Raw genomic sequence first — 17,940 nt, forward strand, 5'->3', positions numbered from 1 at the left:
TTTTCAGCCGTGATAAGGTCTTGTACCGTAAGTCGATTTCGAGACCGCTTCGCATGCCGTTCTTTCCGGCCGCCCTTCGGCCTCCTCTGTTGATCGCTTCCACCGCTTTCCTGCTCATCGCCGCCAGCCTGCCGCTTCCCTCCAGCGCCGAAGTGCGCCAGAGCCCGGCCGAGATGCGCGAGGAACAGATCAGCTTTGCCAGCTGGCTCACCGAGTTTCGCCGCGAGGCACTGCGTGCAGGCATAGCCCCGGATATCCTCGATGCCGCGCTGCGCGGCCTGCGCCCCGATCCCCAGGTGATCGCGGCCGACCGCAGCCAGCCGGAGTTCACCCGACCGATCTGGGAATACCTGGACGGCGCCTTGTCGCTACGCCGCCTGACGCGCGCCGAGCAGCTGCTGGAAGAGCATGCCGCCCTGCTACACCGCATCGAACAGCACTATGGCGTGGACCGCCAGGCGCTGGTGGCCATCTGGGGCCTGGAGAGCAACTTCGGGCAGACCCAGGGCAGCAAGTCGGTGATCCGCTCGCTGGCGACCCTGGCCCATGAGGGTCGCCGCCCGGAGTTCGCCCACCAGCAGCTGATCGCCGCTCTGCAGATTCTGCAGCAGGGCGACATCTCGCCCCGCCGCATGCTGGGCTCCTGGGCCGGTGCCATGGGCCAGACCCAGTTCATCCCCACCACTTATCAGCGCTACGCGGTCGATTTCGACGGCGATGGGCGGCGCGATATCTGGAACTCCACTGCCGACGCCCTGGCGTCCACCGCGCACTACCTGCAACGCTCCGGCTGGCGGCTGGGCCAACCCTGGGGCTTCGAGGTCGGGCTGCCGGTGGACTTCGACTACCGGCTGGCCGACCCCCAGGCGCGCAAGACACTGCAGGAGTGGCAGCAGCTGGGCATCAACATCCCCAACCTGCCGCCCCAATACGGCGACCAGGAAGCCAGCCTGCTGCTGCCGGCCGGGCATCTGGGACCCGCCTTCCTGACCCTGGCGAACTTCCGCGCCATCCTCAAGTACAACAACTCCAGCGCCTACGGCATGGCGATCGGCCTGTTCGCCGAGCGGCTGAGCGGCAATGGCGAGATTTCGGCCCGCTGGCCCTATCACGAGCGGCCGCTGTCGCGGGCCGAGCGCATCGAATTGCAGGAGCGCCTGAACCGGCTGGGCTACGACCTCGGAGAGCCTGACGGCATCATCGGCGCCAACAGTCGCCAGGCGATCCGCGCCTTCCAGGTGGACCACGGCCTGGCCGCCGACGGTTTTGCCAGCTCCTCGCTGCTCAAGCGACTGCGTCGGGAGACCGGCAGGCGATAGCCGGCCAGGACTGTGGGAGCGAATTCATTCGCGAGCTTGGGGGGGCGGCCTACACCAAGAGCTCGCGGACAAGTCCGCTCCCACAGCCCCGCAGAACGAAAAAAGGCGATCCGAGGATCGCCTTTTCGTTTCCGCACAGGATCAGCTGATCTTCTCGCCGTGAGCCTGCTGATCGGCATGGTACGAGGAACGCACCAGCGGGCCGGACGCCACGTTCTTGAAGCCCATCTTCTCGCCTTCCTCGGCGAACCAGGCGAAGGTGTCCGGGTGCACGAAGCGCTGGACGGCCAAGTGATTGCGCGAGGGCTGCAGGTACTGGCCCAGGGTCAGCATGTCGACGTCATGCTCGCGCAGGCGGTGCATCACTTCGATCACTTCATCATCGGTCTCGCCCAGGCCGAGCATCAGGCCGGACTTGGTGGGGACGCCCGGGACGCGCTTCTTGAAGTTCTCCAGCAGGTCCAGCGACCACTCGAAATCCGAACCGGGGCGCGACGACTTGTACAGGCGCGGCACGGTTTCCAAGTTGTGGTTGAACACATCCGGCGGCTCGGTGGCGGTGATGTCCAGCGCGATGTCCATGCGGCCGCGGTAGTCCGGCACCAGGGTTTCCAGCTGCACGTTCGGCGACAGCTTGCGGATCTCGCGCAGGCAATCGGCGAAGTGCTGGGCTCCGCCGTCGCGCAGGTCGTCGCGGTCTACCGAGGTAATCACCACATAGCGCAGGCGCAGATCGGCAATCGCCTGGGCCAGGTTCAGCGGTTCGTCGGCATCCAGTGGCTTGGGTCGGCCGTGGCCCACGTCGCAGAACGGACAGCGACGGGTGCAGATGTCGCCCATGATCATGAAGGTGGCGGTACCGCCAGAGAAGCACTCGCCCAGGTTCGGGCAGGAGGCTTCTTCACAGACGCTGTGCAGGCGGTGCTTGCGCAACAGTTGCTTGATGCGGTCCACCTCGGGCGACACCGGCACGCGCACGCGGATCCAGTCCGGCTTCTTGGGCAATTCCTCGGTGGGGATGACCTTGACCGGAATGCGCGCCACCTTCTCGGCGCCACGCAGCTTGGTACCCGTTTCCAGCTTGGCCGGCTTGCCGGCGTTTTCCTGACTGCTCATAGCGATTCGATCCCGCCCTCGAGGGCCTTGAAACCTGCATAGTCGAGGTGTGTGACGAGCTGATCGCGCAAGCGGGCACTCACCTCGGAAAAATCGATAGGCCGACCCAGCAGGTCACGCAGCTGGGTCATGGCCAGTCCGGCATAGCCACAGGGATTGATGCGCCGGAACGGCTGCATGTCCATGTCCAGATTGAGCGCCAGGCCATGGAAGGAGCAGCCGCGGCGGATGCGCAGGCCCAGCGAGGCTATCTTGGCACCGTCGACATAGACGCCCGGGGCATCGGGGCGCGCCGCCGCCGAAACACCGTAGCCCGCCAGCAGATCCACCAGACTCTGCTCGATGCGGCTGACCAGATCGCGCACGCCCAGGTTGTGTCGGCGCACATCGATCAGCAGATAGACCACCAGCTGGCCGGGGCCGTGGTAGGTCACCTGGCCGCCACGGTCCACCTGCACCACGGGGATGTCACCGGGAAACAGCACATGTTCGGCCTTGCCGGCCTGGCCCTGGGTGAAGACTGGCGGATGCTGCAAAAGCCAGATCTCGTCGCCGGTCTGTTCATCGCGCTCCTGGGTGAAGCGCTGCATGGCCTGCCAGGTCGGCAGGTATTCCACCAGGCCGAGCTCACGCACCCCCAGCAGCCCGGCCGCCATCAGAGCACCATGTGCACGCGCCCGGTGGCGCGAAGATCCATATGGATGGCCTGCAACTGGTCAGGACCGGAGGCGGTGATCAGCACCTGCACGGACATGAAGCGACCCTTGCTGCTGTCCCGCATGACCAGGGTGTTTTCGTCAAAATCGGCCACATGCCGGCGCATGATCTCGATGACCAGCGCGGCGAAGCCTTCGCCGGCGTCGCCGATCACCTTGATGGGGTAGCGCTCGCAGGGAAACTCGATTTTTGGAGCTTGTACGTCGTTCATAACCACAACTTCTGTAGATGGACTCGTGATCCACAAGCACGAAAGCCCGCCGGTGGGCGGGCTGACGTTCAACACGGGCTGTCAGTTGAACAAGCCGTAGAAAAACAGTCGGATACTATCCCAGAGACGGGCAAAAAAGCCACCCTGCTCCACCCCTTCCAGGGCGATCAGGTCGGCCGTGTGGATCACCTTGTCGCCGTCGCGGACTTCCACCTTGCCGATCACGGCGCCCTGCTCGATCGGCGCCATCAACTGACGATCCAGCTGCAGTGTGGCCTGCAGCTGCTGGCTGCGCCCGCGCGGCACCGTGAGTGTCAGGTTTTCCCGCAGGCCGGCCTCGATCTCGTTCTCGGCGCCCTTCCAGACCCGGGCACGGGTGAGGGCCTGGCCTTTCTCGTAGAAGGTACGGGTTTCGAAGAAGCGGAAGCCGTAGGTGAGCAGCTTCTGCGTTTCAGCCGAGCGCGCCTCTTCGCCGCTCGTGCCGAATACCGCGGTGATCAGTCGCTGGCCATCCCGTTCGGCGGAGGCCACCAGGCAATAACCGGCTTCGTCGGTGTGGCCGGTCTTCAGTCCGTCCACCGTCGGATCACGCCACAGCAAAAGGTTGCGGTTGGGCTGGCGGATGTTGTTCCAGAAGAATTCCTTCTGCTTGTAGATGGCGTAGTGCTGCGGGTCGTCGTAGATGATCGCGCGCGCCAGCTTGGCCATGTCGTGCGCCGAGGAATAGTGCTCCGGGTGCGGCAGACCGGTGGCGTTGCGGAATTGGGTGTTGGTCAGCCCCAGGCGCTGGGCCTGCTGGTTCATGAGGTCGGCGAAGGCGTCTTCGCTGCCGGCAATGTGCTCGGCCAGCGCCACACTGGCGTCGTTGCCCGACTGGATGATGACCCCATGCAGCAGATCGCTTACCGAGACCTGGCTGCCAACCTGGATGAACATGCGCGAACCGCCGGTGCGCCAGGCCTTTTCACTGACATGCACTTTATCCTCTTCACGGATCTGCCCGCGGTTGATCTCCAGGGTGGCCAGGTAGGCGGTCATCAGCTTGGTGAGGCTGGCCGGAGGCAGGCGTTCGTCGCCGTTATGCTCCACCAGTACCTGGCCGCTGGCGGCGTCCATCAGCACATAGGACTTGGCCGCCAGTTGCGGCGCGGCCGGAATGATCGGCTCGGCGGCCCAGCTCACCGAAACGCCAAACGCCAGGAAGGACGCCAATACACGGGGGGCAAAACTGAAGATGTTCATCCTTCTCCCTACAAAAATCGAATCAAAACGAAGCCGTGAGGCCAAAGCCCCATCTGACAAGTGAAAAGAACATTAGTTCACAACGCGGAACGAGCCACGAGCGTTGTCACAGAACCGGCAACGACCCGCTCAGTCGGGACGCACCAATTGTGGCGCACCCAGGTTGGCCAGGCGCACGCTTTGCTGCAGACGCTGCGCCTCGTCGGAAGTGCCGATCGGCCCCAGCCGGACACGGTGCAGCACCTGGCGATTATGCACCACCGAGCTGATGAACACCGGTACGGAGACCGTTTCGCTCAGCTGGGCACGCAGCAGTTCGGCGGCATCCGGGTTGGCGAACGCCCCGACTTGCAGGTAGAAGCCCTTGTCCGGAATGGCCGTCGAGGGGGTGGACACCTGAACCGGCAAGACCGCCGCGGCATGCTGGGTAGGCGGCGGAACGTACTGCTCGACCTGTCCCGGCGCACTCGACGCGAACGACCCCGTCGCCGGCTGCGCCAGTACGCTGGGGACCGGCTTCCCGCGTTCGGCCCACCACTGGTAGGGGTCGATGCCTTCCACATGCACCCGCGCCGTGCCGCTCTCGGCGAAACCGAGCTTCTTCGCCGCCGCGAAGGACAGGTCGATGATGCGGTCGGAATAGAAGGGGCCACGGTCGTTGACGCGCAGCACCACCTTGCGTCCGTTGTCCAGGTTGGTGACCCGCACGTAGCTGGGCAGCGGCAGGGTCTTGTGGGCAGCGGTCATCCCGTACAGGTCGTAGCGCTCGCCATTGGCGGTGAGCTGATCGTGGAACTTGGTGCCATACCAGGACGCGGTGCCGGTTTCCCGGTAGGTCCGCGCATCATTGATCGGGTAGTAGCTCTTGCCCAGTACCGTGTAGGGGTTGGCCTTGACCCGTCCGTAATGCGGCATGGGCACGGAGTCCGGAATCTTCGAGACGTCCACGTCCCACCAGGGCGCGCCGTCCTTGTGAGGTCGCGCATAACTCGACGTGCCGGCGGACGACGTGGACGGGGTGCCGCTCGGCGGGCTCGAACAACCGGCCAGCAGCAGCGCGGCCAGCAGCGTCGGAAGCAGAACACGCATCAACGATTCCCCCTGGCCTGTACCAGCGCCTCGCCCAGCTGATGGACGGCCATCGCGTACATGGCGCTGCGGTTGTAGCGGGTGATGACGTAGAAATTGGGCAGTCCGAGCCAGTATTCCTCGCCGGCCTCGCCGTCGAAGCGGATGGCCGTGACCGACAGACCGTCATCGAGCGGCAGCTCCGAACGCCAGCCCAACTCGCGCAGCTCTGCCACGCTCAGGGTCGGCTCCAGACCGGGGCTGATGCCCTCCTCGACCCGCTCGCCATCGGCCTGCACCCGGCTGACCACGCTGGCACCGGTGACCCAGCCATGACGCTTGAAATAGCTGGCCACACTGCCGATGGCATCCACCGGGTTGTTCCAGATATCGATGCGGCCATCACCGTCGAAGTCGACTGCATAGGCGCGGAAGCTGCCGGGCATGAACTGCGGCAAGCCCATCGCCCCGGCGTAGGAGCCCTTCAGGCGCAGCGGGTCGACCTGTTCCTCCCGCGCCAGCAACAGGAACTCGCGCAGCTGCTGACAGAAGAACGGCGCACGCGGCGGGTAGTCGAAGCACAGCGTGGACAGTGCATCCAGCACACGGTAGCTGCCGGTGTTGCGCCCGTAGAAGGTTTCCACGCCGATGATGGCGACGATCACCTCGGCCGGCACGCCATATTCGCGTTCGGCGCGACTCAGCGCCGCCTCGTGCTCGCGCCAGAAATCCACGCCGCGGGCAATGCGGGCATCGGTGAGGAAGATCGGCCGGTACTCGCTCCACGGCTTGACCCGCTCGGCGGGTCGGGAAATGGCCTCGAGAATGACCTGCTTGCGCTCCGCCTCGGCAAACAGCGCTTCGAGCTGCTCGGCGGCGAAGCCATGGGAGAGGGTCATTTCCTCGATCAGCTCGCGCACCTGCGCCGAGCCCTGGTAATCACCGCTGGACGCGCCGCTGACGGGCACGCAGCCCGCTGCGCACAAGCCCAGCAGGGCATGAATCAGTCGTTGGGCACTCTTGCGCATAGCGGTCCTCATTAGGTGATCCACTTGCGATGGGTGTGGATCGCCATCAAAACGCCGAATCCGGACAACAGCGTAACCAGCGACGTACCGCCGTAGCTGATGAAAGGAAGCGGAACCCCCACCACCGGCAGCAGACCGCTCACCATGCCGATGTTGACGAACACATAGACGAAGAAGGTCAGCGTCAGGCCGCCGGCCCACAACTTGCCGAACAGGCTCTGCGCCTGCACGGTGATGACCATGCCACGCGCCAGCAGCAACAAATAGAGCAGCAGGAGCAGGCAGATGCCGACCAGGCCGAACTCTTCACCAAGCACGGCAATGATAAAGTCGGTGTGGCTTTCCGGCAAAAAATCCAGGTGCGACTGCGTCCCCTGCAACCAGCCCTTGCCAAACACCCCCCCCGAACCGATCGCCGCCTTGGACTGGATGATGTTCCATCCCGTTCCCAGCGGATCGCTTTCCGGGTCGAGGAAGGTCAGCACCCGCTGCTTCTGATACTGGTGCATCACGAACAGCCACATGAACACCGCCACCGGTATCGCGGCGGCGGCGGCGCCGATCACCCAGCGCCAGCGCAGGCCGGCGACGAACAGCACGAAGGCGCCGGAGGCGAGGATCAGCAGCGAGGTGCCCAGGTCCGGCTGTTTGAGAATCAGCACGAACGGCATGCCGATCAGCACCAGTGCCCAGGCGGTGTGTTTCAGATTCGGCGGCAGGTTGTGGCGAGCCAGGTACCAGGCGATGGTTGCCGGCATGAGGATCTTCATCAGCTCGGCCGGCTGGAAACGGATCACCCCCGGAATGTTGATCCAGCGAGTGGCGCCCATCGCGGTGTAGCCGAACAGCTCCACCCACACCAACAGCACCAGGCCAAACGCGTAGCCGAAGGGTATCCAGCGGGCCATGAAGCGTGGATCGAGCTGCGCAATCAGCAGCATGGCCAGCAGGCCGATCCCGAACGAGGTGGCCTGCTTGATCAGCAGCTCGACGTTCTTGCCGCTGGCCGAATACAGGATGAACAGGCTCGCAGCGGCCAGGGTCAGCAGCAACAGCAACAGCACACCGTCGATGTGCAGACGCTGCAGCAGGCTGGCCCGACGGCTCAGCGGATCATGATCGGACAGGGAACGGTTGAATTCAGTTGCCACGGTTGTTCACCACCTTCGGGGCTTGTGGCGGAGCGAACTTGGGCTTGAGCTGGCCCTGCTCATCGAGCAGCCAGGCATCCATGACCTGGCGGGCCACCGGCCCGGCCACGCCACTGCCCGACTCGCCGTTTTCGACCATCACCGCCACGGCGATCCGGGGATCATCCGCCGGCGCGTAGGCCACGAACAGCGCGTGGTCGCGATGTCGTTCCTCCAGCTTCTCGCTGTCGTACTTCTCGCCCTGCTTGATGGCCACCACCTGGGCGGTACCGCTCTTGCCGGCAATACGGTACGGAGAACCCATCCCGATGCGCCGCGCCGTGCCGCGCGGACCATGCACCACCGACTCCATGCCCTCGCGGGCGTGATCCCAGAAACGCGGATCACGCAGCTCGATGTCGGGAACCGGATTGGTGTCCACCGGCGGCACACCGCCCACGCTTTTCGCCAGGTGGGGACGAATCCACTTGCCGCGCGTGGCCATCAGCGCGGTGGCCTGGGCCAACTGTAGCGGCGTGGCCTGCATGTAGCCCTGACCGATGCCGAGGATGAGCGTTTCGCCCGGGTACCAAACTTGTCGGTAACGGCGCTGCTTCCATTCCCGCGACGGCATCAGGCCGGCGGTTTCCTCGAAAACATCCAGTGCGACCCGGGTACCAAAACCGAAGCGGGTCATGTAGTCGTGCAACTGGTCGATGCCCAGCTTGTGGGCCAGATCGTAGAAGTAGGTATCGTTGGAGCGGGCAATGGCCAGGTCCAGGTCCACCCAGCCGTCACCGTAGCGGTTCCAGTTGCGGTACTTGTGCGACACATTGGGCAGCTGGTAGTAGCCGGGGTCGAACACCTTGGTCTGCGGGGTGATGGCCTTGGCGTCCAGACCGGCCACGACCACCATCGGCTTGATGGTCGAGCCCGGCGGGTACAGTCCGCGCATTACCCGGTTGTACAGCGGCCGGTCGATGGACTCGCTGAGCTCGGCGTACTTGCGAAAGCTGATGCCGGTGACGAACAGGTTGGGATCGAAGCTGGGCTGGCTGACCACGGCGAGAATCTCGCCGGTGGTCGGCTCGATGGCCACCACCGCACCGCGCCGACCGCCGAGGGCGGCCTCGGCGGCGGCCTGCAGACGGCTGTCGAGGGTCAGCACCAGATCTTTGCCAGGCACCGGTGGCGTGCGCTTGAGCACCCGCAACACCCGGCCCCGGGCGTTGGTCTCGACTTCCTCGTAGCCGACCGTGCCGTGCAGGTCGTCCTCGTAGAAGCGCTCCAGGCCGGTCTTGCCCACGTGGTGGGTACCGCTGTAGTTGATCGGATCGAGGCGCTTGAGCTCCTGCTCGTTGATGCGCCCGACATAGCCCACCGAATGGGCGAAATGCTCCTGCTGCGGGTAGTGGCGCACCAGTTGCGCGGTCACTTCCACACCCGGCAGCTGGAACTGGTTCACCGCGATGCGGGCAATCTGTTCCTCGGACAGCTCGAACATGATGGGCACCGGTTCGAACGGCCGCCGCCCCTGGCGCACGCGCTTTTCGAACAGCGCTCGCTCGCTCTCGCCAAGACCGAGAATCTCCACCACCCGATCCAGCTCCGCCTGCCAGTCCTTGGCCCGCTCGCGGGTCACGGTCAGGCTGAAGCTCGGGCGGTTCTCCGCCAGGATTACCCCATTGCGGTCGTAGATCAGCCCGCGGTTGGGCGGGATCGGCTGGACATGGACCCGGTTGCTTTCCGACAGCGTGGAGTGGTGTTCGTACTGGATCACCTGCAGGTAGTACATACGCCCGATCAGCATCAGCGTGAGGAGCCCGATCGCCACCGCGCCCGCAAGCATGCGCCGACGCACGAGGCGCGCGTCGCGTTGATGATCCTGCAGGTAGAGCGAATCCGGCATCGGTACTACACGCTACTTGTGATAGGGATGGCCGCTGAGCAGGGTCCAGGCACGGTAGATCTGTTCGCCGACCAGGATGCGCACCAGCGGGTGCGGCAGGGTCAGCGGCGACAGCGACCAGCGCTGCTCGCTGCGCGCGCAGACCTCGGGCGCCAGCCCCTCCGGACCGCCGACCATCAGATTGACAGTCCGCGCATCCAGACGCCAGCGATCCAGTTCACTGGCCAGCTGTTCCGTGCTCCAGGCCTTGCCCTGCACCTCCAGGGTGACGATGCGCTCGCCAGGCTGCACCTTGGCCAGCATGGCCTCGCCCTCCTGGCGGATCAGCCGCGCCACGTCGGCGTTCTTGCCGCGTGTGTGCAGCGGAATCTCCACCAGCTCCAGGCTCAGCTCGGTGGGCAGGCGCTTTACATACTCCTGCCAGCCCTCCTCGACCCAGCGCGGCATGCGCGAGCCGACGGCAATCAGCCGCAGCTTCACGGCTTACTCGTGTTCCTGCTCGCCACCGTGGCTGGCGCGGCTCTGCTCGGCGCCGCGCCACAGGCGCTCCAGGTCATAGAACTCGCGGGTGGCGGTCTGCATGGCGTGCACCACCACGTCGCCCAGGTCGATCAGCACCCACTCGCCGCCTTCCATGCCCTCGCAACCCAGCGGACGCTTGCCGTGTTCCTTGACCTTCTCGATGACGTTGTCGGCCATCGACTTGACCTGGCGGTTGGAGGTCCCGCTGGCAATCACCATGAAATCGGTGACGCTGGTCTTGCCGCGCACATCGATGACGGTGATGTTCTGGGCCTTCATGTCTTCCAGCGCGTCGACCGCGACCTGGACCAGTTGTTCGTTCTGCATATCAATACTCGTATGGAAAGGGGTTCACGGGGACGCCGGGTACAGCCCGTGCGCCTGGATGTAGGCCAGCACCGCGTCCGGCACCAGAAAGCGGATCGAGCGACCCTGCGCCAGCCGTTCGCGCAGTTGAGTCGCGGAGATTTCCAGCGGCGTCTGCCAGACGAAGGCAATCTGCCCGCCTGGCCCGCACAAGGCCTGCGGATCGCTCACACTGCGCGCGGCCAGCAGGTTGCGCAGTGCATCCGGCGCCTCCACGTCAGCGTCCGGTCGCTGCAGCACCAGCAGGTGGCAATGCAGCAGCAGTTCTTCCCAGCGGTGCCAGCTGGGCAGGCCGCAGAAGGCATCCCAGCCCAGCACCAGGAACAGCTGGTCATCGGCGGCCAGCTCGCTGCGCAGGGATTCCAGGGTGTCGATGGTATAGGAGGGACGTTCGCGGTGCAGCTCGCGGTCGTCGACAGTCAGCGGCGGTACGCCTTCGACCGCGCAGCGCACCATGGCCAGGCGATCATCGGCGGACACCTGCGGTCGCTCGCGATGCGGCGGCCGAGCGCTGGGTACCAGCCGCACTTCGTCGAGGGCGAACAGCTCCGCCACCTCCAGCGCCCCGCGCAGATGGCCGATGTGCACCGGATCGAAGGTGCCGCCCAGAATGCCGACGCGCCGTACCATCAGCCGCGCACGTGCCCGTCGCCGTACACCACGTACTTCTCGCTGGTCAGGCCTTCCAGGCCTACCGGGCCGCGGGCGTGCAGCTTGTCGGTGGAGATGCCGATCTCGGCACCCAGCCCGTATTCGAAGCCGTCGGCGAAGCGCGTGGAGGCATTGACCATCACCGAGCTGGAGTCGACCTCGGCGAGGAAGCGCCGCGCATCGCTGAAGTTCTCGGTGATGATCGCGTCGGTGTGGTGCGAGCCGTAGTGGTTGATGTGCGAGATGGCGGTATCCAGCGAATCGACCACGCGGATCGCCAGGATCGGCGCGTTGTACTCGGCGAACCAGTCGTCCTCGCTGGCTTCGCGCACGTCGGCGCCGAGCAGCGCGCGGGTCGCCGGACAGCCGCGCAGCTCCACGCCCTTGGCGCGGTAGATGGCGGCCAGCGGCGGCAGCACGCGCTCGGCGATGCCAGCATGCACCAGCAGGGTTTCCATGGCGTTGCACGGCGCATAGCGCTGGGTCTTGGCGTTGTCGGCCACGCGAATGGCCTTGTCCAGGTCGGCGGCGACGTCGATGTAGACGTGGCAGACGCCGTCCAGGTGCTTGATCACCGGCACCCGGGCGTCGCGACTGATGCGCTCGATCAGCCCCTTGCCGCCGCGCGGGACGATCACGTCCACGTATTCGGGCATGGTAATCAGGGCACCCACGGCGGCGCGGTCGGTGGTTTCCACCACCTGCACGCAGGCCGGCGGCAGGCCGGCTTCGGCCAGGCCCTGCTGGATGCAGGCGGCGATCGCCTGGTTGGAGTGAATGGCTTCCGAACCGCCGCGCAGGATGGTGGCGTTGCCGGACTTGAGGCACAGGCTCGCGGCGTCGATGGTCACGTTGGGCCGCGACTCGTAGATGATGCCGATCACGCCGAGCGGCACGCGCATCTTGCCGACCTGGATGCCCGAGGGCAGATAGCGCATGTCGCGGATCGTGCCGATCGGATCCGGCAGGGTCGCCACCTGGCGCAGACCTTCGATCATCTCGTCGATGCGCGCCGGGGTCAGCGCCAGGCGATCGAGCATGGCGTCATCCAGGCCGTTCTCCCGGCCGGCGGCCAGGTCCTTGGCGTTGGCGACCAGCAGCGCCTCGCGCGCCGCGTCCAGGGCGCGGGCGGCCGCCAGCAGGGCGTTGTTCTTCTGCGCGGTGGTGGCGCGCGCGGTGATTCGCGAGGCCTCGCGCGCGGCGCGGCCCAGGCGGTTCATGTAATCGAGCACGGACTCGGTCATGATTCGGGTCTGCAAGTCGGGAAAAGGCCGCGATTATAGCCGGGGCGCCCGGGCAAAGCCCAGCACGGCGCGGGTCGCCGCCGTCCGGTAATCTCTTGCGACGCCACGTCGCGCCCCCTCGCGAGCGAGTCGGGTATCATGCCGGCTCCCTGCGTTGTGACGAGACGCCCATGCGCCGCCTGCTGCTAATCCTTCTCCTGCTGTTCAGCCTGCCCTCGCTGGCCGCCCTGCCCGAGGCGCCGCGCGCCCAGCCCCTGCTCGGCGGCGCCCTGAACAACAGCAGCGACTTCCTGCCGGTGGACAAGGCCTTCCGCCTGGAGCTGCTGGAGTCCACCCCGCAGCAGGTGCGCCTGCGCTTCAGCAACGCCGACGGCTATTACCTGTACCGCCATCAGTTCCGCTTTGCCACCGACACGCCCGGCGTGACGCTGGGCGAGCCGCAGATTCCCCCCGGCGTAAAGAAAGTCGACGAGTACTTCGGCGAGATCGAGGCCCACTACGGCATCACCGAGATCAGCCTGGCCGTGGACAACCCGCAGGGCCGCGGCTTCACGCTGCGGGCCGGCTATCAGGGTTGCGCCGACCTGGGCCTGTGCTATCCGCCGGAGAGCCGCGAGCTGGAGATCGACGGGCCCGGCGGCGCATCCCTGGACTGGCGCAGCCTGGCGTTGTTCTTCCTGGCCGGCCTGGGGCTGACCTTCACTCCCTGCGTGCTGCCGATGCTGCCGATCCTCTCCGGCGTGGTGCTGCGCGGCCAGGTGGGCGGCCTGCGCGGCCTGAGCCTGTCGCTGGCCTACGTGCTGCCGATGGCGATCTGCTTTGCCCTGCTCGGCGCCCTGATGGGCCTGTTCGGCGCCGGCCTCAACCTGCAGGCGCGCCTGCAGTCCCCCTGGGTGCTGGTGCCGTTCGCCGCCTTCTTCGCGCTGTTCGCGCTGGCCATGTTCGGCACCTTCGAGCTGCGCCTGCCTGCCGTGCTGCGCACACCGCTGGACCGCCTGGCCGGCCAGGCGCGCGGCGGCTCGCTGCTCGGCGCGGCGGTCCTCGGGGTGCTGTCCAGCCTGCTAGTGTCGCCCTGCGTGTCCGCACCGCTGGCCGCCGCCCTGCTGTACATCAGCAGCAGCGGCGATGCGCTGGGTGGTGGCCTGAAGCTGCTGGCGCTGGGCCTGGGCATGGGCACGCCGCTGGTGCTGTTCGGGGTCGGCGGTGGCACGCTGCTGCCCAAGTCCGGCCCCTGGATGGTGGGCGTACGCAACGCCTTCGGCGTGATGCTGCTGGCGGTCTCGATCTGGCTGCTGGAGCGTGTGCTGCCCGGCTCGCTGTCCCTGGCGCTGTGGGGCCTGCTGGCGGTTGGTACCGCACTGTGGCTCGGCGCCCTGGAATTCATTCCCAAGCCGGGACGCCAGAAGCTCAGCCAGCTGGCCGGCCTGGCCCTGCTGGTCTACGGCCTGAGCGCCTGGGTCGGCGCGCTGCAGGGCGAATCGGATCCGCTGCGTCCGCTGGGCCGCCTGGAGGCCGGCAGCGCCGCGCCGGCGACCCGCGTGCAGAGTGGCGCCTGGCTGACCCTTGATGAGCCCGCCGCCCTGGATGCCGCCCTGGCCGACGCGCGCGCCGCCGGCCAGCCGGTGCTGCTCGACTGGTATGCCGACTGGTGCGTGAGCTGCAAGGTCATCGAACGCGAGGTGCTCGAGGCACCCCAGATCCGTGAACAGCTGGCCGGCTACCGGTTGCTGCGCTTCGACATCACGCGCAGCGACGCCGCCCAGCGCACCCTGCTCGATCGCTACCAGCTGTTCGGCCCGCCAGCCCTGCAATTGTTCGCACCCAGCGGCGAAGAGTGGCAGGACCTGCGCGTGGTCGGCGAAACCACCGCCGCGCTGTTCGGCGAGCGCCTGCGCGAAGCGAGCACGCGCCTCTGAAGCCAGCAGCCGCCCGCGCAAGGCTGGCGGCAGCGGTTCCGACCAGGCGGTCGGCTTCCGCCCCAGCATTCCGAAACCCAGGCATCTTTCGGCCAACGTCGGCCATTACCCGGCAATCGGCCGTCTACTGTTGGCTTATGGACAGCCGCCCCCGGTTCCCGGCATAGTCGCCGACTTCCATCCCCGCACAAGGTTCCCCCATGGCCACGCTGCTGGTGCTGCACGGTCCCAATCTCAACCTGCTGGGCACTCGCGAGCCCGGTATCTACGGCGCGATCACGCTCGAACAGATCAATGCCGATCTGCAACAGCGCGCCCGCGCCGCCGGTCATGAACTGCACTGGCTGCAGAGCAACGCCGAGCACGTGCTCATCGAGCGGATTCACGCCGCGCGTGGCGAGGGCGTGGACTTCATCCTCATCAATCCGGCGGCTTTTACGCATACCAGCGTTGCGATACGTGACGCGCTGCTGGGAGTGAGCATCCCATTCATCGAAGTTCACCTGTCCAACGTGCATAAACGTGAACCTTTCCGGCATCACTCCTACTTTTCCGACGTGGCGGTGGGAGTGATCTGCGGTCTCGGCGCCAGCGGCTACCGCCTGGCCCTGGAGGCGGCACTAGAACACCTTGAACGCCCCTGACCCTACTTGGGAGTGATTGCTTAATGGATATCCGTAAAGTCAAGAAACTGATCGAGCTGCTGGAAGAGTCCGGTATCGACGAACTGGAAATTCGCGAAGGCGAAGAGTCCGTGCGCATCAGCCGTAACACCGGCAAGGGCGCTGCCCAGCACGTCTACGCCGCTCCGGCCCCGATGGCTGCTCCTGTCGCCGCTGCCCCGGCTGCCGCTCCGGCCGCCGCCGACGCCGCTCCGGCCGCACCCAAGCTGAACGGCCACGTGGTCCGCTCGCCGATGGTCGGCACCTTCTACCGCGCCGCCTCCCCGACCTCCGCGGCGTTCGCCGAAGTCGGCCAGACCGTGAAGAAGGGCGACATCCTGTGCATCGTTGAAGCGATGAAGATGATGAACCACATCGAGGCCGAAGCCAGTGGCGTCATCGAATCCATCCTGGTGGAAAACGGTCAGCCGGTAGAGTTCGACCAGCCGCTGTTCACCATCGTCTGATGCGCGGGGAACCTGCGATGCAGCTGGAAAAAGTCCTTATTGCCAACCGCGGCGAGATTGCCCTGCGCGTGCTGCGCGCCTGCAAGGAACTGGGCATCAAGACCGTCGCGGTTCATTCCACCGCGGACCGCGAGCTGATGCACCTGTCGCTGGCCGACGAGTCGGTTTGCATCGGCCCGGCCAACGCCGCGCAGTCCTACCTGTCCATCCCGGCGATCATCGCCGCCGCCGAAGTCACCGGCGCCACCGCGATCCACCCGGGCTACGGCTTCCTGGCCGAGAACGCTGATTTCGCCGAGCAGGTCGAGCGCTCCGGCTTCGCCTTCGTCGGCCCGACCGCCGACGTGATTCGCCTGATGGGCGACAAGGTGTCTGCCAAGGACGCCATGAAGAAGGCCGGTGTGCCGACCGTTCCGGGCTCCGACGGCCCGCTGCCGGAAGACGAGCAGGAAGCCCTGCGCATCGCCCGCGAAGTGGGTTATCCGGTGATCATCAAGGCCGCCGGCGGCGGCGGTGGTCGCGGCATGCGCGTGGTGCACAAGGAAGAAGACCTGATCAAGTCGGCCAAGCTGACCCGCACCGAAGCCGGCGCCGCCTTCGGCAACTCGATGGTCTACCTGGAGAAGTTCCTCGGCAACCCGCGTCACGTGGAAGTCCAGGTGCTGGCCGACGGCCAGGGCAACGCCATCCACCTCTACGACCGCGACTGCTCCCTGCAGCGCCGCCACCAGAAGGTGCTGGAAGAAGCCCCCGCCCCGCTGATCGACGAGAAGGCCCGCGCCGAAGTGCTCAAGCGCTGCGTCGACGCCTGCATCGAGATCGGCTACCGCGGCGCCGGCACCTTCGAGTTCCTCTATGAAGACGGTCGCTTCTACTTCATCGAGATGAACACCCGCGTGCAGGTCGAACACCCGGTGACCGAAATGATCACCGGCGTGGACATCGTCAAGGAGATGCTCAGCATCGCCGCCGGCAACAAGCTGTCGATCAAGCAGGAAGACGTGGTGGTCCGTGGCCACGCGCTGGAGTGCCGGATCAACGCCGAAGACCCGGCGACCTTCATGCCCAGCCCCGGCAAGGTCAAGCACTACCACGCCCCGGGCGGCAACGGCATCCGTGTCGACTCGCACCTGTACAGCGGTTACGCGGTTCCGCCGAACTACGACTCGCTGATCGGCAAGGTCATTGCCTACGGCAACAGCCGCGACGAAGCCATGGCGCGCATGCGCAACGCCCTGGACGAGATCGTGGTCGACGGCATCAAGACCAACGTCCCGCTGCACCGCGACCTGACCCGTGACCCGGGCTTCTGCCAGGGTGGCGTGAACATCCACTACCTGGAAAAGAAACTGGGTATGGACAAGCACTGAGCCTCGGCTGACGTGTACACCAAGGGCTGCCTGCGGGCGGCCCTTGGCGTTTCTGGGCCTGGCCCCGCCGACGCGCTATCATGCGCGCCCCATGCCACCCCACTCGCCCGCAGGTACGCCCATGCCCTGGTTACAAGTCCGCCTCGCCATCACCCCTGAGCAGGCCTCTTTCTATGAGGATGCCCTGCTGGACGTCGGTGCCGTGTCGGTCACCTTCACGGACGCCGAAGACCAGCCGATCTTCGAGCCGGACCTGGGCACCACGCCGCTGTGGAGCCACACCCACCTGCTGGCGCTGTTCGAAGGCGATGCCGATGGCGAGCAGGTACTCGCGCACCTGCGCCTGCTGACCGGCGATCCGCTGCCCGAGCACCAGGTCGAGCGCATCGAGGACCAGGACTGGGAGCGCAGCTGGATGGACAACTTCCAGCCCATGCGCTTCGGCCGCCGCCTGTGGATCGTGCCGAGCTGGCACGCCGCCCCCGAGCCGGACGCCGTCAACCTGCTGCTCGATCCGGGCCTGGCATTCGGCACCGGCACCCACCCGACCACCGCACTGTGCCTGCAATGGCTGGACGGCCAGGTGCTCGAAGGGTGCAGCGTGCTGGACTTCGGCTGCGGCTCCGGCATCCTGGCCATCGCCGCCCTGTTGCTGGGCGCCGAACGGGCGGTGGGCACCGACATCGACCCGCAAGCCCTGGAAGCCTCCCGCGACAACGCCAGCCGCAACGGCATCGACCCGGCGCGCTTCCCGCTCTATCTGCCGCAGGATCTGCCGGACGAGCAGGCCGACGTGGTGGTCGCCAACATTCTCGCCGGCCCGCTGGTGCAGCTCGCCCCGCAGATCACCGCGCGAGTGAAGCACGGCGGCCGCCTGGCGCTGTCCGGCATCCTGGCCGAGCAGGCTGACGAGGTGCGCGCGGCTTACGCCGAGGCCTTCGAACTCGACCCCACCGCCGAGCAGGACGGCTGGGTACGCATCAGCGGGGTACGCCGCTGAGC

General features: G+C 66.3%; 18 protein-coding genes. 6 read left to right on the forward strand and 12 right to left on the reverse strand.

What is annotated here, in order from left to right:
- Nucleotides 1–53 precede the first annotated feature (53 nt).
- Complete coding sequence (locus PT85_RS09735) at nt 54–1,319, forward strand: lytic murein transglycosylase (RefSeq protein WP_039559439.1); 1,266 nt, start codon at nt 54–56, stop codon at nt 1,317–1,319.
- Between the two features lie 141 nt (nt 1,320–1,460).
- On the opposite strand, the gene lipA is transcribed toward PT85_RS09735, so the two are convergent.
- The 12 genes from lipA to PT85_RS09795 all read right to left on the reverse strand — a co-directional run bounded on the left by lipA (nt 1,461) and on the right by PT85_RS09795 (nt 12,523).
- The gene (lipA, locus tag PT85_RS09740) at nt 1,461–2,435 is read right to left on the reverse strand and encodes a lipoyl synthase (RefSeq protein ID WP_027591148.1); all 975 of its coding nucleotides are present in this window, start codon (nt 2,433–2,435) and stop codon (nt 1,461–1,463) included.
- A complete protein-coding gene (lipB, locus tag PT85_RS09745) occupies nt 2,432–3,091 on the reverse strand; it encodes a lipoyl(octanoyl) transferase LipB (protein WP_039559438.1) in 660 nt (219 codons plus the stop codon). The genes lipA and lipB overlap by 4 nt, the downstream gene beginning before the upstream one ends.
- Entirely contained in the window at nt 3,091–3,363 is a 273-nt protein-coding gene (locus PT85_RS09750; RefSeq protein WP_037009339.1) for a DUF493 domain-containing protein, read from the reverse strand. Before PT85_RS09750 ends, lipB begins: the two co-directional genes overlap by 1 nt.
- Nucleotides 3,364–3,444: 81 nt before the next feature.
- Nucleotides 3,445–4,605: a D-alanyl-D-alanine carboxypeptidase family protein gene (locus PT85_RS09755; protein WP_027591145.1), complete on the reverse strand. Its 1,161-nt coding sequence runs from the start codon at nt 4,603–4,605 to the stop codon at nt 3,445–3,447.
- A gap of 129 nt (nt 4,606–4,734) precedes the next feature.
- Entirely contained in the window at nt 4,735–5,694 is a 960-nt protein-coding gene (locus PT85_RS09760; RefSeq protein ID WP_039606552.1) for a septal ring lytic transglycosylase RlpA family protein, read from the reverse strand.
- Nucleotides 5,694–6,713: a lytic murein transglycosylase B gene (gene mltB, locus PT85_RS09765; protein ID WP_051587482.1), complete on the reverse strand. Its 1,020-nt coding sequence runs from the start codon at nt 6,711–6,713 to the stop codon at nt 5,694–5,696. Before mltB ends, PT85_RS09760 begins: the two co-directional genes overlap by 1 nt.
- Nucleotides 6,713–7,810, reverse strand: a complete 1,098-nt coding sequence (gene rodA / locus PT85_RS09770) for a rod shape-determining protein RodA (RefSeq protein ID WP_175444357.1) — start codon at nt 7,808–7,810, stop codon at nt 6,713–6,715. The genes mltB and rodA overlap by 1 nt, the downstream gene beginning before the upstream one ends.
- A gap of 31 nt (nt 7,811–7,841) precedes the next feature.
- Nucleotides 7,842–9,740 (reverse strand): penicillin-binding protein 2, encoded by a 1,899-nt coding sequence (gene mrdA / locus PT85_RS09775; protein ID WP_039606553.1) that lies wholly within the window; start codon nt 9,738–9,740, stop codon nt 7,842–7,844.
- Between the two features lie 12 nt (nt 9,741–9,752).
- Nucleotides 9,753–10,220: a 23S rRNA (pseudouridine(1915)-N(3))-methyltransferase RlmH gene (gene rlmH / locus PT85_RS09780; RefSeq protein ID WP_039559429.1), complete on the reverse strand. Its 468-nt coding sequence runs from the start codon at nt 10,218–10,220 to the stop codon at nt 9,753–9,755.
- A gap of 3 nt (nt 10,221–10,223) precedes the next feature.
- Complete coding sequence (gene rsfS / locus PT85_RS09785) at nt 10,224–10,589, reverse strand: ribosome silencing factor (RefSeq protein ID WP_027591139.1); 366 nt, start codon at nt 10,587–10,589, stop codon at nt 10,224–10,226.
- A gap of 24 nt (nt 10,590–10,613) precedes the next feature.
- Nucleotides 10,614–11,258 carry a nicotinate-nucleotide adenylyltransferase gene (gene nadD, locus PT85_RS09790; protein ID WP_027591138.1) on the reverse strand — a complete coding sequence of 215 codons (645 nt, stop codon included), beginning with the start codon at nt 11,256–11,258 and terminating at the stop codon, nt 10,614–10,616.
- On the reverse strand, nt 11,258–12,523 hold the full coding sequence (locus PT85_RS09795) for a glutamate-5-semialdehyde dehydrogenase (protein ID WP_039606554.1): 1,266 nt from the start codon (nt 12,521–12,523) through the stop codon (nt 11,258–11,260). The genes nadD and PT85_RS09795 overlap by 1 nt, the downstream gene beginning before the upstream one ends.
- A 170-nt stretch (nt 12,524–12,693) precedes the next feature.
- On the opposite strand from PT85_RS09795, the gene dsbD reads away from it, so the two are divergent.
- The 5 genes from dsbD (at nt 12,694) to prmA (ending at nt 17,938) form a co-directional block, all read left to right on the forward strand.
- Nucleotides 12,694–14,439 carry a protein-disulfide reductase DsbD gene (gene dsbD, locus PT85_RS09800; RefSeq protein WP_039606555.1) on the forward strand — a complete coding sequence of 582 codons (1,746 nt, stop codon included), beginning with the start codon at nt 12,694–12,696 and terminating at the stop codon, nt 14,437–14,439.
- Between the two features lie 200 nt (nt 14,440–14,639).
- Nucleotides 14,640–15,083, forward strand: a complete 444-nt coding sequence (gene aroQ / locus PT85_RS09805; RefSeq protein WP_027591851.1) for a type II 3-dehydroquinate dehydratase — start codon at nt 14,640–14,642, stop codon at nt 15,081–15,083.
- Between the two features lie 23 nt (nt 15,084–15,106).
- Nucleotides 15,107–15,568 carry an acetyl-CoA carboxylase biotin carboxyl carrier protein gene (gene accB / locus PT85_RS09810; RefSeq protein WP_039559420.1) on the forward strand — a complete coding sequence of 154 codons (462 nt, stop codon included), beginning with the start codon at nt 15,107–15,109 and terminating at the stop codon, nt 15,566–15,568.
- A gap of 17 nt (nt 15,569–15,585) precedes the next feature.
- Entirely contained in the window at nt 15,586–16,938 is a 1,353-nt protein-coding gene (gene accC, locus PT85_RS09815; RefSeq protein ID WP_037008665.1) for an acetyl-CoA carboxylase biotin carboxylase subunit, read from the forward strand.
- 121 nt (nt 16,939–17,059) lie between these two features.
- On the forward strand, nt 17,060–17,938 hold the full coding sequence (gene prmA, locus PT85_RS09820; protein ID WP_039606556.1) for a 50S ribosomal protein L11 methyltransferase: 879 nt from the start codon (nt 17,060–17,062) through the stop codon (nt 17,936–17,938).
- Nucleotides 17,939–17,940 lie beyond the last annotated feature (2 nt).

Source organism: Pseudomonas flexibilis (assembly GCF_000806415.1).
GTDB classification, from domain to species: domain Bacteria; phylum Pseudomonadota; class Gammaproteobacteria; order Pseudomonadales; family Pseudomonadaceae; genus Serpens; species Serpens flexibilis.